Below are 14,434 nucleotides of genomic sequence, written 5' to 3' on the forward strand. Positions count from 1 at the left end.
GGCGTCCCGTCTGCGGTCGCACGGTGCGCCCTGCCGCGTGCGGCGTTTTCCGTGGCACTCTAAAGGATCGACGTTCCGTCGCCGGGGAGCCCGCCTTGATCCTGATCGATCCGCCGCTGTGGCCGTTCCGTGGACGCGTGTGGTCGCACATGGTCAGCGACTCCTCCTATGAGGAGCTGCACGACTTCGCCGCCCGGCTGGGGGTGCCGCCGCGGGCGTTCGACCGCGACCACTACGACGTGCCCTCAGAGCTGTACCGGCGCGCGATCGAGCTGGGCGCCCGCCCCGTCGGCTGCCGGGAGCTGCTGGCCCGGCTCACCGCGGCCGGTCTGCGCCGTCCCAAGCGCCGCCGTCCGCTCACCGCCCAAGGGCCGACTCCAGCCGGCTGAGCTCCTGGTGCAGGTTGCGGCGGGCCCGGCGTTCGAAGCGCTCCCGGGCCGGCGGGGTGTGAAAGATCGTCGGCTTGGCCAGCAGGGAGCGCAGGATGTCGGCGCGGGCGGCGTTGAAGTGCTCTTCGGGGACGAAGGCGTACTCGCTGCGGACGGCGGCGGCGTAGGCGGCATAGCGCTCTGCGTCGGCGCCCAGGATGGCCAGGTCGGCGTCGCAGAGGACCTGCCCGTTGCGGTCGGCGGGGCCGGGGGTGTGGGTGGCGGTGAGGCGGACCAGGCGGGCGACCTCGGCGATGGCCTCCGGCGGCAGGTCGGTGTCGGCCAGGACCCGTTCGGCCTTGACCGCGCTGCGTTCTTCGTTGTCGCCGCGCCGGGGGTCGTAGACGGCGTCGTGGAACCAGGCGGCCAGGCGGACCAGGTCGGGGTCGTCGGCGTGGCCGGCCAGCTCGTCCACCAGGTCCAGGACCGCGACCAGGTGCTCGCGGGTGTGGTAGCGGCGGTGCTCTTCGCCGTAGCGGTCGGCCAGGTCGGCTCCGATGCGGCGGGTCTCTTCGCCGGCCAGCGCCACCCAGCGCGCGACAAGATCGTCCATAAGGCCCATCCTGCCGTGCGGATCAAAGGGTCCGACCGGCCGAAGGCGCGCAATTTTTCACCTCGGAACCGGCGACACAGGTGGGTTTCTTCCCGCGCTCGGGCCGGGCAGCCACTAGGGTAGCAGCGAGTTAGGCAAGGCTTACCTCACACGAAAGGCATAGCCTTGGACACCCGGCCCCATCTCGTCATCCTCGCCGGCAAGGTGACCGACTCGGTCACCTGCGGATTCCTGCCCGCCGCCGCCCGGCTCGGCCTGCGCGTCACCGTGCTGACCGACCGTCCCGCCGACCACCGGGGACGCTACGGCCCGGACGTGACGGTCACCGGCTGCCGGGTCACCGACTACCGGGAGGTGGTGGACGCGCTGTGCCGGTCGGATGAGCCGGTGCACGCGGTCTTCTCCAACAGCGACTTCCTGCAGGCCCCCGCCGCGCTGACGGCCGCCTACCTGGGCCTGCCGGGCAAGGACTGGCGGGCGGCCACCCGCGCCAAGAACAAGGCGCTGATGCGGCGCCACCTGGCGGAGATCGACCCGGTGTTCAGCGTGCAGGTCACCGACGAGGGCGTGCCGGAGGGCCCCTACCCGCTGGTGCTCAAACCCCGGGAGGGGGTGGCCAGCGAGGACGTCTTCCTGGTCGGCGACCCCGAGGAGCTGAAGGCCCGCTACGCGGAGATCCGCAAGCGGCGGGACGACCCGCTGGTGGCCGAGGAGTACCTGCCCGGCCGGCTCTACACCCTGGAAACCCTCGGAGACGGGGAGCGGCTGCAGGTGCTGGGCTCCTTCCGCACCACGGTCTCCCCGCCGCGCTTCGCCGAGGAACGCCTGGAGTGGGCCCCCGTCCCGCCGGAGAGCGAGCAGATCCTCGCGCAGCTCAAAGCGCTGGGGGTGGGGTTCGGGGCCTGCCACACCGAGTTCGTGGTGCACGAGGGACGCGCCCACATCATCGAGGTCAACTACCGGATCATCGGCGACCACGCCGACTTCCTGCTGGCCGACCTGCTGCAGATCCCGGTGTTCGAGCGGGTGCTGCGCGTCCACCTGGGCGAGCCGCTGGGCGAACCGCCCGCCCGCCCCGCCGGCCACGCGGTGATCGACTCGGTGTTCGCCGACCGGCCGGGAGTGCTGCGCTCGGCCCCGGACCTCACCCGGTGGCGCGACGGCGAGGTGGATCTGGTCTACCGTCCCGTCCGGCGCGTGGGCGACACCATCACGCTGACCGGCACCAACCGCGACTACCTGGGCACGGTGCAGGCCATCGGTCCCGATGCGGCGGCGGTCGAGGCGGCGCTGGCGCGTTTCAAGGCCGGGCCGCACTGGGAGATCTCATGACCGCCGCCGATGCCCGCCTGGTGGAGTCCCTGCTGGCGGCGCGGGTGCTGGACGCCTTGCTGCAGGAGGACTACGGGGGCCTGCGCCGTTTCGCGGACGGCCGCGTGCTGCGCCTGCCCGGAGGTCCCGTGGTGCCGCTGCGGCGGCTGCCGGCGGACGCTCCCGCGCCGCGCCCGGCGCAAGAGCCCGTCCCCGCGTCCCGGGCGGCCGCCGGGGAGCGCGACGCGCGGGCCGCCCGGCTCTCCCCGCCGCAGCGCCTCGCCCGGCCGGTGTCCGGGCCGTGGCCGGGATTCTTGTCGGAGACGTGCGTGGACCCGGACGCCGGGCTGCGCCTGGAAGAGGTGCTGGCGGCGGTCCGCCACGTGGCCGACCCTCGCGACGATGTGGCCTCCTTCGAGCAGGAGTGCCGCCAGACCCTGGCCACGCTGCTGCTGCACCGGCAGATCCGGCCCGCGGTGCTGCGGCGGCTGCGGGGGGCCTCGCCGCTGGGCCCCGGCACGTTCTATGAGATCCCGGCCGCCTTCAACGACCACCCGGTCTACCCCACCGGCCGCTGCCGCGTCGGGCTCGGCCCCGACGACCTGCGGCGGTACGCGCCCGAGTGCGGCCCGGTGTTCGCGCTGCGCTGGACGGCGGTGCCGCGCGAGCGGGTGACGCTGGCCGGAAAGCGCCCCGCCTGGTGGCCGCGCCCGGCCGACGTCGGGCTGGCGGAGGACCTGGCCGGCACCCACGAGCTGCTGCCGCTGCATCCGCTCACCGGCGGCCACGAAACGGCCCCGCTGCCCTACCTGGAGGTGCGTCCCACGCTGTCGATGAGGACGGTGGTGGTCGACGGGCTGTCGCATCTGAAGGTGCCGCTGCCGACGAGCACGCTGGGGCTGCGCAACCGCCGCACGATCGTCCCCAGGACCCTGCACGACGGCGCGCTGGCCGAGCGGCTGCTGCGGCGGGTGCACGCCCGCGAGCCGCAGTTGCCGCTGCTGCTGGCCGACGAGCAGACCTACGGGCATGCGGGCGAGGCGACGCTGGGCTACCTGGTGCGGCGTTTCCCGCCCGAGACCGCCGCCGCCCATGTGATCCCGGTGGCGGCGCTGACGGCCGAGCACCCCGACGGCGGCGCGGTCATCGAACGCTGGGACGTGGCCGAGCTGTTCGCCGAGTACCTGGATGCGCTGTTCGCCATCAACGTGACCCTCTTCCGGTACGGGATCGCGTTGGAGGCCCACCAGCAGAACGTCTCCCTCGTCCTGGGCGCAGGGCCGCTCCGGCTGCTGCTGAAGGACAACGACGGCACGCTGGTGGACCCGCGGGCCCTGCCCGCCGAGATGGGCCCCTGCCGTTTCCTCGATGAGCGGATGACCGGCGGCGACCCGCACTCCCTGGCCCGGGTCTTCATCACCATCACCGTGCACCTGTGCGCCGGGGCGGTGGCGTTCGCGCTGGCCGAGCAGGGGCTGCTGCCGCTGCGCACCGGGCTGGCGCTGGTGCGGGACCGGCTGGCGGCGGCGCTCGGCGCGCACCCGGCCGACCGTTTCCTGCGCGCGCGCACGCTGGAGGCCGACCGCCTGCCCACCAAGGCGATGCTGACCGCCGGGACGCTGGTCGACAAGGCCCGCACCGGCGCCCGCGACATCAACAAGCACTACGGCCCCGACGGGCCCAACTACCTTCGCTACTTCCGGGACTGACTCGTGCTGCCGACCGGCTCTGCCGATCGCGTCCTGTCCGCCGACGACGCGACGGCCACCGCCCTGTTCAACTGCCTGGTGCGGGAGGTCTGCGCCCCCGACCACCAGGTGTGGCCCCGCGGGGGGCACCTGCTGATCCGGCTGCCCCGCCTGGATGTGCTGCTGCGCGCCCGGCTGGCCCGTCCCCCGCTGGGGTTCACCTACCGGCTGACCGCCCCCTACCAGGAGCTGCGCGCCGGCTCCGGGGAGTGGGCCGCCGTGGACTGGCGCCGCCTGGCCGAGCTGGTGGCCGGGGAGCTGGAGCTGACCACCGGCCAGGCCAACCCGGAGTTCGTGGAGCAGGTCACCGCCAGCCACACCGCCTTGGCGGCGCTGCTGGCCGCCCGCGGCCCGGCCGCCCCTCCCCCGCCGCGCCGGCCGGCGGAGGACCGCGACGGCGTGCGGCCCTTCGCCCGGGGTTCCCGGCCCGCCCTGACGGGGGACGACAGGTGCGCGGTCTACCTGGCCTCAGAGCAGTCGCTGGTGGCCGGGCACCGGTTCCACCCCTCGCCCAAGGCCCGCCAGGGCAAACCGGAGGAGTGGCTGCCGTACGCGCCCGAGGCCGGGGCCCGGTTCCCGCTGCGCTGGCTGGCGGTGCGGGAGGAGGTGTTCGCCGAGGGCGGGGACGCGGCCGGGTTCGCCGCGCTGGAGGCGCTGGCGCCCCCTCCCCCGCCCGGGCACCGGCTGCTCCCGGCCCACCCCTGGCAGCTTTCGCTGCTGGCCGGCCGGCCGGTGCTGCGCCGGGCGCTGGAGTCGGGGCTGCTGGTCGATCTGGGGCAGGGCGGGCCGGAGGCGGTGCCGACCTCCTCGGTGCGCACCCTGTACGTGCCCGCCGCCGACGTGTTCTGCAAGTTCAGCCTGGACATGCGCATCACCAACTGCGTGCGCAAGAACTCCTGGTACGAGCTGACCGGCGCGGTGACGCTGGACCGGCTGCTGCGCCCGGTGTTCGCCGAGCTGGGCGAGCGGTTCGGCGGCTGCCGGCTGCTGCCCGAACCGGCCTACCGCAGCGTCCATCTGGCCGACCGGCGGCTGCACGAAGGGCTGGGGGTGATCCTGCGCGGCGGGGTGCGGGCGCTGGCCGGCACCCCGCTGGTGGCCGCCGTGCTGGCCGACCCCTACGGCACCGGCCCGGTGTCGGTGGCGACGCTGCCGTGCACGGCGGACCCCGACGGCGCGCTGGCGTGGTGGGCGCGCTATGTGGCGCTGGTGGCCCCGCCCGCCCTGGACGCCTACCTCACCCACGGGGTGGTGCTGGAACCCCACCTGCAGAACGTGGTGGTGGCCGTGGACGAGACCGGCATGCCCACGCAGGCGGCCTTCCGCGACCTGGAGGGCACCAAGCTGGTGGCCGGCCGCTGGGACGCCGCCCTGGCCGGCCTGCCCGGCCGGGTCCGCGAGGCGCTGACCTACAGCGCCGAGCAGGGCTGGAACCGGGTGGTGTACTGCCTGCTGGTCAACCACCTGGCCGAGATCGCCGCCGCCGTCGCCGACCGGCACCCCCGCCTGGAGGCCGAGCTGTGGCGCGTGCTGCGCGAGTGCGTCGCCGACTACGCCCGCGGCCGCCCCGGCGACGCCCGGCTGCGGGCGCTGCTGGCGGGGGTGCCGCTGCCGGCCAAGGCCAACCTGCGGGTCCGCTGGTCCCGTTCGGCCGACCGCGCCGCCGGTTACATCCCGGTCCCCAACCCGCTCGGCACCGCGCCCCACGACCGGGCCGCGCCGCCGCGAACCCCGGCGGACGCGGAGTTGATCCGGCGCCGGTGAACGCCGGGAGGACGCCCTCTCTCAGCGGCCCAGGGCGCCGCGAAAAGTCAGGCCATAGTGCCGGCGGAGCCTGCGGACCTCCAGCCAGGCGATCCCCGTGACCGACAATGGGCCGCCCAGCAGCAACATCACCTGCAGGACGGCCGGGACGCCCGGATAGCCGCCGGAGGTCAGCTCCACCGGCACCATCGCCCACGTCACGGCGGTGGTCAGCAGCGGGGGCACCAGTTCGTGGATGTCGGCGGTGCGGAAGGCGTGGGTCACCGCCAAGAACCCGCCGTAGGCGGCGAATCCCAGCAGCCACAAGAAGAACAGCAGCGTGCTCAGCGCCGCCAGGAACCACCACAGGTTCTCGTACTCCGTCTTCTCGAGCAAGGAGAGGGGCACCATGATCAGCGGAGTGGCGAGCAGCGTCAGCATCGCCAGCAGCGGACGCACCGCCCGGCGCAGGTACAGCCGCCGGTTCGGCGGCCGGGCGGCCGCGATGAAGGCGAGCACGACGAACGGGCACAGCATGATGGAGAGCATCAGGTTCCCGACGAGCTGTTCCAGCCACTGGTTGACCGCCGCGTCGGTGTCCGTCGACTGGTAGGTCAGCGCGATCCCCACCAGCACGGCCATGCCCGTCCAGGCGCGCAGCTGCTGCAGCGCCCTGATCATGGGATCGACGATCCGGTCCGGACGCGACGGCAGGAACACGCACCGGGCCGGGACGGCGCAGAGGCGGGCCCACAGCACCACCAGCGGCGTGGTGTCCTCAGCGGTCCTGCGGTCGGCCGCCCCGCCCGGGTTTCCCCTCATGTCCATCCGTGTGCTTCCTTCGCCGAAGACGCAAGTCCACACTGTGGCCGCACACGACTCCGGCGAAAAGCGATCTTGGATGGCTGTCCTCTTCCGGTCACCGGTATCCGTTTTCGACCGGCTGGGGAACGCGAGTGAGCCCGGACCCGGGGGTGGGTTCGGGCCCGGGAACGCTCACGCAGGTCCGCGGCGGAAAACCCAGGGGGCGTTCAGGGGGCGATGGCGCCGAAGTAGGCGTTGGCCTGGGTGATGCACAGCTCGCCGTCCACCATCACCGGGCGCAGGCCGGTGGCGGGGCCGCCGTCCAGTTCGGCGCGCAGCTCGGCGCGGATCTGCTCGGCGGTCTCGGCGGGCGTGCCGGACTTGGCCAGCCAGGCCTCGAGCGGGCGCACCACATCGAACCGGTCGGTCCGCTTGACCTCGGCCCCGGCCTCGGTGATCAGGTCGGTGATCTGCTGCACGGTGAGCAGCCGGCGGTGGGAGGGGTCGCGCAGCCGCTCCAGCCGGTCGGGGTCGGCGGCGCCGTCCTCCGGCCGCACCAGGTCCGCCACGACCAGCCCGGCGCCGGGCCGGCTCACCCGCACCAGCTCGCGCAGCACCGCCGCCGGGTCGTCGGCCTCGTGCAGCGAGAAACGGTTCAGCAGCAGCGTGAAGGAACGCCCGATGTAGGGCAGGGCGGTGGCGTCGCCCCGGGTGAAGGTGATGTTGGTGAGCGCGTCCCGGTCGGCCTCCCGCTTGCCCTCGGCCAGCTTGCCCTCGTCCAGGTCGAGCGCGGTGACGTGCCGTACTCGCCGGGCGATGGCCCGCGACAGCACCGCCGTGCCGGCGCAGGTCTCCAGCACCACGTCCTCGGGGTCGAGCTCGGGTTCGGTGAACTCCACCAGCCGCACCAGGTTCGCGGTGAAGGACATCCTCAACCTGGGATCCCCGCCCCGCTCCGGCCGCCCGCCGACCTCCCGGACGATCTTCTCTGCGCGCGTCACCGTCACTTCGACCTCCTCGCTCGATGCGGGGATCATCTCCCGAACTTCACTTTCTGGCCATAGGGGGTCCCTCACACCGGCGGGAGGCGGTGAAAGCGCTCCCCCGCAGCCGGTGCTCCCGGATCTGCGCGCCGGTTTCAGTCGATGGGGCGGATGTTCTCCAGCAGGGCGGTCAGGCCGGCGCGGTCGAGGAGGTCGGCGGGGCGGATGGTGCGGTTGTAGCGGACGTAGTGGAAGGCGGCGCTGACCTTCTCCAGGGGGACGCCGGCCAGGTCGGCCCAGGCCAGGCGGTAGGCGGCCAGTTGGACGGCGGCGTGGCGGAAGTCCTCGTCGGCGGGGGGCCGGCCGGTCTTCCAGTCGACGACCTCATAGCCGCCGTCGGGGGCGGTGAAGACGGCGTCCATGCGGCCGCGCAGCACGCGGTCGCCGAGGACGGTTTCGAAGGTGACCTCGATGTCGAGGGGGCGGCGGGAGGCCCACTCGGATTCTTCGAAGCGCCGCTGCAACTCGGTCAGCATCGAGTCGTCGGCGGCGCCCTCGTCGGCGGCGCCGGGCAGCTCGTCGGGGTCCAGCAGGCGCTGCTGGCCCCAGCGGGACTCCAGCCAGCGGTGGAAGGCGGTGCCGCGGCGGGCGTAGGGGGCGGGCGGGCGCGGCATGGGGCGGCGGATCGAGCGGGCCACCTCCTGGGGGTCGCGGGAGAGCGCGACCAGGGTGGAGACGGTGAGCTTGGCGGGCAGCTCGACCTGCAGGACGTCGCCGCCGCGGCCGCGGTCCCGCTCGGCCAGCAGCAGCTCCACATCCCGCGCCCAGGCGGTCATGCGGCGGCGGTCGGCCTCGGTGAGGCCGTCGTCGCCGGCCCAGGGGGCGATGCGGCCGACCATGGCGTCGCGGACCATCTCGGCGCCCTCCACGATGGCGGCGTAGCGGCGGCCCTCGGGGGTGGCGGGCCACCGGCCGGGTTCCGCCTCGGCCTGCAGAGGGTTGGCGGCGCCTTCTTCGGGGGGGTCGGCCCAACTGACGACGCGGCCCGCCCCGGTCTCGCAGGCCTGGCGGATCTCCTCCAGGAACGGCGAGGGGTGCAGCGGGCGGGCGGTGGCGCCCCACCGGTGGCCGGTGGCGATCAGCAGGTGGGAGGCGCGGGTGACGGCGACGTAGGCCAGGCGGCGTTCCTCCCGCAGATCCCGATCGGCGCACTCGTCCTTGAAGCGGTCCAGGTCCGCCTTGGTCAGGCCGTTGAGTCTGGGCAGGTTGCCCTTTTCGTAGTCGCCGCGGAGCTCGAACGGCAGCAGGCGGGGGTTGTCGGTCCAGCGGGTGGACTGCTGCGGCGGGGAGGGGAAGATCGAGCCCTTGACGGGACGGCCGCTTCCGCTCGGCAGGTAGCACAGCCCGGGGACGACCACCACCGGCCACTCCAGGCCCTTGGCGGCGTGCACGGTGAGCAGTTTGACGCTGTCGCTCTCGCTGACCCGCCCCGCCGGCAGGCCGAACTCCTCGCTCTCGGCGGCCTTGAGGTAGGCCAGGAACGCGCCCAGGGTGGGGTTTTCGGACTCCTCGGCGAAGGAGGCGGCGGTCTCGATGAAGGCGTCCAGGTCGGCGCGGGCGCCGGCCGGGTCCAGGCCGGAGCGGGCGGCGACCTCGATGTCCAGGCCCAGGGTGCGTTCCACCTCGGCGACCAGGTCCGGCAGCGGCAGCCCGACCTGGGAGCGCAGCGTGCGCAGCTCGGCGGCCAGGCGGCGCAGCCGGGCCAGGCCCTCGGGCGAGTAGGCGGACGGGTCGCCCAGGTCGTCGAGGGCGTCCACCAGGCTGCCGGTCTCCTGGGTGAGCTCGATGACGACCTGGCGGAGCGGGTCGGTTTCCTCGGCGTTCGCTGCGGGCTCGGGCCGAAGCTCGGAGGCGTCGGGGGGCGGGGTGATGTCCCGGGTGTTCTCACTGGCCAGCCGGCGGGCGCGGCGGCCGAGCGCCACCAGGTCGCGCGGGCCGATCCGCCAGCGCGGGCCGGTCAGCAGCCGGGCCAGCGAGGCCCCGGCGGTAGGGTCGTGCACCACCCGCAGCGTGGCCACCACGTCCTGCACTTCGGGGACGGTCAGCAGCCCACCCAGCCCGACCACCTCGACGGGGATGTCGCGTTCCTCCAAGGCCTTGCGCAGCGGCGGGATCTGGGAGCGGCGGCGGACCAGCACGGCGATGTGGGAGTACTTCAGCGGCCCTTCGTCCCAGGGCAGCCCGTCGGGGGCGAGCTCGGGGTCGGCGGCCCGCAGGCGGCGGATGCGCTCGGCGATGTGCTCGGCTTCTGCGGTGACGGTGGGCAGCAGGGCGCACTCGACCCGGCCGCGGCCGCGGCGGCCCTCCCCCGGACGCAGCCGCGGCACGTTCGCGGTGTCGGCGCGCAGGCCTTGTTGGATGCGGGCGGCGACCTCCAGGATGCGTTCGCCGTTGCGCCAACTGATCGACAGCGTGGCCGTGGGGGCGGGACGGGCGTGCCGGGGCGGGCGCCGGCCGGGGCGCGGCGGGGGCACGGCGGCGACCCGGCTCGGGACGGCCGGGGCGAGGGGGAAGTCCTCGGGGAAGCCGGTCAGGTTGCCGGAGCCGGCGCCCCGCCACCCGTAGATGGACTGGCACGGGTCGCCCACCGCGGTGACCGGGTGGCCGCCGCCGAACAGCGAGGTGAGCAGGACGAGCTGGGCGTGACTGGTGTCCTGGTACTCGTCCAGCAGGACGACCGCATAGCGGGAGCGTTCGATCATCCCGACGTCGGGGTGGTCGCGGGCGATGCGGGCCGCCAACGCCACCTGGTCGCCGTAGTCGAGGACCTCCCGTTCGATCTTGGCCCGCTGGTAGGCCTCCACCAGCGGCAGCAGTCGCTCCCGGATCTCCTGGGTGGCCAGCACGTTCTTTGCGGCCCCCCGCCGTCCGGGCAGGGCGTCGAACTGCGCCCGGAGCCGCCGGCCGATCTCGCGGACGTCCTCGGGGGTGCGCAGGTGCTCGGCCAGCTCGCCGGACAGGTCCAGCACGGCCCGCACCACCGTGTCCGGCCGCCAGTCGATGCCGTCCATGGCGCCGTCGTAGTCGTCCACCACCCGGGCGGCGAGCTGCCAGGCCATGGCCGGGCTGATCAGGCGCATGGTGGGTTCCAGGGCGGCGCGCAGGGCGTGGTCGCCGAACAGCCGGGCGGCATAGGAGTGGTAGGTGGACACCGCCGGTTCGCCGTCCAGGGCCGCCTCCCCGCCCAGCCGGTCCAGTTCGTCCTGGGGCAGGCGGTCGCGGAGCTGGTCGAGACGGCGGCGGATGCGAGTGGCCAGCTCACCGGCGGCCTTGCGGGTGAAGGTCAGCCCCAGCACCCGTTCGGGCCGCACCAGGCCGTTGGCCACCAGCCACACCACGCGGGCGGCCATGGTCTCGCTCTTGCCGGAGCCGGCCCCGGCGATCACCGCCATGGGGGCCAGCGGCGCTGAGATCACCCGGGCCTGCTCGGGGGTGGGTTCGGGCAGCTCCAGCAGGCGGGCCAGTTCGACGGGGGTGATCACAACCCCACCTGCCCGCCCTCGTCGTGGACGGGACAGCAGGACCGCACCGGGCAGGTGCGGCATTTGTCGTTGGGACGGGCCTGGAAGACCTCGCCGGCCATGCCGGTGGCCACCACCTCGACCAGTTTCTTGGGCCAGTCGGGGTCGCCGTCCTCGGCGGGCGGCGGCTGCCGCTGCTCGCGCGCCTTGTTCTCGTACGATCCCTTGCCGACCTGCACCAGCACCGCCCCGCCCGGTTCGACCAGGCCGTGCCGTTGCAGGGCGCCCAGCGTCACCGCGTACTGGTAGACGCCCAGTTGGGGGTGGCGGGCCAGTTCCTTGTCGGGGACCTTCTGGGCGGAGGTTTTGATATCGACGACCACGGCGCGGCCGTGCTCGTCGCGTTCGGCCCGGTCGATGCGGCCCCGGATGACCACCCGGCCGAGTTCGACCTGGAAGTCCTCCTCCAGCGCCACGAGCTCGTTGGGGTTGGCGCGGTGCCAGGCCAGGAACTTATCGACCATCTTGGCGGCCTGTTCGCGTTGTTTGCCGGAGTACCAGGAGCTGCCGAAGTTCAGTTCCTTCCAGATCTCGTCCAGTCTTTGGGCCACGTCCTCTTCGGCGAGGTCGCCGTGGCTGCCGGCCAGCTCGGCGACGGCGTGCACGACCTTGCCCATGGTGGCCAGCTCATCGGGCCCGCCGTCCCGGGCGCCGACCGCCGAGGCCAGCAGCCAGCGCAGCCCGCAGGTGGTGAAGGTCTCCACCTGGGAGGGGGAGATGGTGATCTGTTCGTCGGCGGTGAAGGCCGGGCGGGGGTCCGACAGCGCGGTGATGGCGTACCAGGAGTCGGGGTGGGCGCCGCGTACCCCGGCGCGGGCCAGCCGGGCCAGGTGGGCGGCGGCGGCGCGGCGCAGCGGCTGGGGCCGGGACGGGTCGGTGACCACCGCGCGCAGGTCGGCGACCAGGGCCGGCAGCGACAGCCAGCGGGTTTTCTCATCCAGTTCGGAGCGTTCGAGGGCGCCGGGGGCCAGTTCGTTCAAAAAGCGGGAGGGGCGTTCTTCGGTGTCGTCGCCTCCCACGGCGGTGACGACCAGCCGGCGGCGGGCCCGGGTGACGGCCACGTAGAACAGCCGCCGCTCCTCGTCCAGCAGCTTGGCCGCCATGGAGGCGCCCGCGGCGGTGCCGCGTCCCCCCTCGGCGAGCAGGTCGGCGAGGTCGCTGCCGGCGTGGTGTTCGATCAGTTCTTCCACGCCCAGCAGGGAGCCGCGCAGCCGCAGGTCCGGCCACACCCCTTCCTGCACTCCGGCGACGATGACCACCTCCCACTCCAGGCCCTTGGCGCGGTGGGCGGTCAGGATCCGCACCGCCTCGCCTTCGGGGGCCTGGTCGGCGATGGTGTCCCCGGCGATCTCCTCGCCGGAGATCTCGGCCACGAACAGTTCGGGCCCGGCCTGCGGCATTCGGTCGGTGAAGCGGGCGGCGCGTTCGAACAGCACCACCACGGCATCCAGGTCGCGGTCGGCGGCGGCGCCGCGGGCCCCGCCCTTGGCGCTCTGCTCCAGCCAGGCGTCGGCCAGGCCGCTGGCCTGCCAGACGTTCCACAGCACCTCTTCGGCGGTGCCGCCCTGGCGGGCCACCTGGAGGAGGTGGGCGACACGTTCGGCCGGGGCGCGCACCTTGGGGTGGACCAGCAGCAGTTCGCGGGGGTCCTCCAGGGCGGCCACCAGCAGCTCGCCCACGGGACGGTCGCCGCCGGAGAGCGTCTCCACCTCCCGCAGCGCCCGTTTGAGCCGCCGCAGGGTCAGCGCGTCGGCGCCGCCGAGCGGGCCGGTCAGCAGTTCCTCGGCGACCTCGCCGGTCAGGTAGCCCTTCTCCAGCGCCGCGCGCAGCAGCATCAGAAACGGCCGGACGGCCGGTTCGCCCATCAGCGGCAGCTCGTCCCCGGCCACCACCACCGGCACCCCGGCCTGGGCGAGGGCGCGGCGCAGCGGCGGGACCTGCCGGACGGCGCTGCGCACCAGCACCGCCATGCGCGACCAGGGCACTCCCTCCAGCAGGTGGGCGCGGCGCAGCTCGTCGGCGACCAGGGCGGCCTCCTGGCCGGGGCTGTCGGCGATGACGACGTGCACTTCGCCGTCCTCGGCGCCCTGGCGGGGGCGCAGCGCGCGGTGCTCGGCGGCCGACGGGCCGGCGGGCAGGCGGCGGGCGATGCGGCGGGAGGCCTCCAGGATCGCCGGGCTCATCCGGCGGCATTCGCGCAGCGCCACGACCGGGGCGGGCCGGCCGTCGGCGGTCGGGAAGCGGTGCGGGAAGTCCATGATGCCGCGCACGTCGGCGCCGCGGAATCCGTAGATGGACTGGTCGGGGTCGCCCACCACGACCAGGTCGCGGCCGTCGCCGGCCAGGTGCTTGAGCAGGTGTTCTTGGGCGGGGTCGGTGTCTTGGTACTCGTCGACGAACACCGCGTCGTAGGCGGCGCGCTCTTGAAAGCGCACCTCTTCTTCGGCCAGCAGCGCGGCGGCGGCCTCGATCAGGTCGGTGTAGTCGTAGGTCAGCACCGGGTCGACCGCGAAACGCTGCTCGTAGCGGTTCATGAACCGGCCGATGGCCACCCAGTCGTCGCGGCCCTTGAGGTAGCCGAGTTCTTCCAGCTCCTGGGGGCCGTAGCCGCGTTCGGCGGCGCGCAGCATGAAGTCGCGCAGCTCTTCGGCGAAGCCCCGGGTGGTGAGCGCCTCATGCAGGCGGCGCGGCCAGTGCACGGCGCCGTCGGCGGCCTCGCCCTCCAGCAGCCGCCGCACTTCCAGCAGTTGCTCGGGGGCCGACAGCAGGCGGGGCGGCTCCTGGCCGCGCCGGATCGCATCGCGGCGCAACAGGGCGTGGGCGTAGCCGTGGAAGGTCAGCGCCAGCGGGGCGCGGGTGGTGCGGCGCAGCCGCCCGGTGATGCGGTGCCGCAGTTCTTCGGCGGCCTTGCGGCTGAAGGTCAGGACCAGGACCCGTTCGGGGTCGCAGCCGCGGCGTTCGATGCGGTCGACCACCGCTTCGACGATGGTCGTGGTCTTGCCGGTGCCCGGCCCGGCCAGCACCAGCAGCGGCCCGTGCGCATGCTCGACCACCCGCCGCTGCTGCTCGTCGAGCTCGGGCGGGGCCGTCCGGATGAGGCCGGAGCGACGGACGAGGCGGTAGGACGCTGATGGCACAACAGACGATTCCAGCAGATCATCGGGTTTCGCCTGGCCTGAACACCCTTATGTCTCAAATGTGACATAAGGGACGCGTGTGACGGCCGTGGCCTGTGGGTTCGGTGATCCTACCGGGCGGGGGTGACGCCGGCCGACCCGCTGCG

The 14,434-nt window shown here is 73.9% G+C and carries 9 protein-coding genes; 4 read left to right on the forward strand and 5 right to left on the reverse strand.

Annotated elements, in window-relative coordinates:
• The first annotated feature begins 95 nt into the window (after window positions 1-95).
• On the forward strand, window positions 96-389 hold the full coding sequence (locus TCUR_RS18460; RefSeq protein ID WP_012854063.1) for a DUF4031 domain-containing protein: 294 nt from the start codon (window positions 96-98) through the stop codon (window positions 387-389).
• Here the strand turns inward: TCUR_RS18460 and TCUR_RS18465 are convergent.
• The gene (locus TCUR_RS18465) at window positions 358-981 is read right to left on the reverse strand and encodes an HD domain-containing protein (protein ID WP_012854064.1); all 624 of its coding nucleotides are present in this window, start codon (window positions 979-981) and stop codon (window positions 358-360) included. The two genes, TCUR_RS18460 and TCUR_RS18465, sit on opposite strands and share 32 nt — an antisense overlap.
• Before the next feature lie 165 nt (window positions 982-1,146).
• Between TCUR_RS18465 and TCUR_RS18470 the strand changes: the two genes are divergently transcribed.
• From TCUR_RS18470 to TCUR_RS18480, 3 genes are read left to right on the forward strand one after another with little or no spacing between them, the layout of a single operon-like run.
• Window positions 1,147-2,313, forward strand: a complete 1,167-nt coding sequence (locus TCUR_RS18470) for an ATP-grasp domain-containing protein (RefSeq protein WP_012854065.1) — start codon at window positions 1,147-1,149, stop codon at window positions 2,311-2,313.
• Entirely contained in the window at window positions 2,310-4,001 is a 1,692-nt protein-coding gene (locus TCUR_RS18475; protein ID WP_012854066.1) for an IucA/IucC family protein, read from the forward strand. Before TCUR_RS18470 ends, TCUR_RS18475 begins: the two co-directional genes overlap by 4 nt.
• A gap of 3 nt (window positions 4,002-4,004) precedes the next feature.
• Entirely contained in the window at window positions 4,005-5,804 is a 1,800-nt protein-coding gene (locus TCUR_RS18480; protein WP_012854067.1) for an IucA/IucC family protein, read from the forward strand.
• Window positions 5,805-5,825: 21 nt separating this feature from the next.
• Here the strand turns inward: TCUR_RS18480 and TCUR_RS18485 are convergent, their stop codons facing one another.
• The 4 genes from TCUR_RS18485 to TCUR_RS18500 all read right to left on the reverse strand — a co-directional run bounded on the left by TCUR_RS18485 (window position 5,826) and on the right by TCUR_RS18500 (window position 14,288).
• On the reverse strand, window positions 5,826-6,611 hold the full coding sequence (locus tag TCUR_RS18485) for a hypothetical protein (RefSeq protein WP_012854068.1): 786 nt from the start codon (window positions 6,609-6,611) through the stop codon (window positions 5,826-5,828).
• 203 nt (window positions 6,612-6,814) lie between these two features.
• The gene (locus TCUR_RS18490; RefSeq protein WP_052305544.1) at window positions 6,815-7,624 is read right to left on the reverse strand and encodes a class I SAM-dependent methyltransferase; all 810 of its coding nucleotides are present in this window, start codon (window positions 7,622-7,624) and stop codon (window positions 6,815-6,817) included.
• A 101-nt stretch (window positions 7,625-7,725) separates the two neighbouring features.
• Complete coding sequence (locus tag TCUR_RS18495) at window positions 7,726-11,112, reverse strand: ATP-dependent helicase (protein WP_012854070.1); 3,387 nt, start codon at window positions 11,110-11,112, stop codon at window positions 7,726-7,728.
• Window positions 11,109-14,288 carry an ATP-dependent helicase gene (locus TCUR_RS18500; RefSeq protein WP_012854071.1) on the reverse strand — a complete coding sequence of 1,060 codons (3,180 nt, stop codon included), beginning with the start codon at window positions 14,286-14,288 and terminating at the stop codon, window positions 11,109-11,111. The genes TCUR_RS18495 and TCUR_RS18500 overlap by 4 nt, the downstream gene beginning before the upstream one ends.
• Between the last annotated feature and the right edge of the window lie 146 nt (window positions 14,289-14,434).

The organism is Thermomonospora curvata DSM 43183, assembly GCF_000024385.1.
Taxonomy (GTDB): Bacteria; Actinomycetota; Actinomycetes; order Streptosporangiales; family Streptosporangiaceae; genus Thermomonospora; species Thermomonospora curvata.

Coding starts and splice junctions, on each gene's coding strand:
- TCUR_RS18475 (WP_012854066.1), top strand. CDS start 2,310: ATGACCGCCGCCGATGCCCGCCTGGTGGAGTCCCTGCTGGCGGCGCGG.
- TCUR_RS18465 (WP_012854064.1), bottom strand. CDS start 981: ATGGACGATCTTGTCGCGCGCTGGGTGGCGCTGGCCGGCGAAGAGACC.
- TCUR_RS18485 (WP_012854068.1), bottom strand. CDS start 6,611: ATGGACATGAGGGGAAACCCGGGCGGGGCGGCCGACCGCAGGACCGCT.
- TCUR_RS18490 (WP_052305544.1), bottom strand. CDS start 7,624: ATGATCCCCGCATCGAGCGAGGAGGTCGAAGTGACGGTGACGCGCGCA.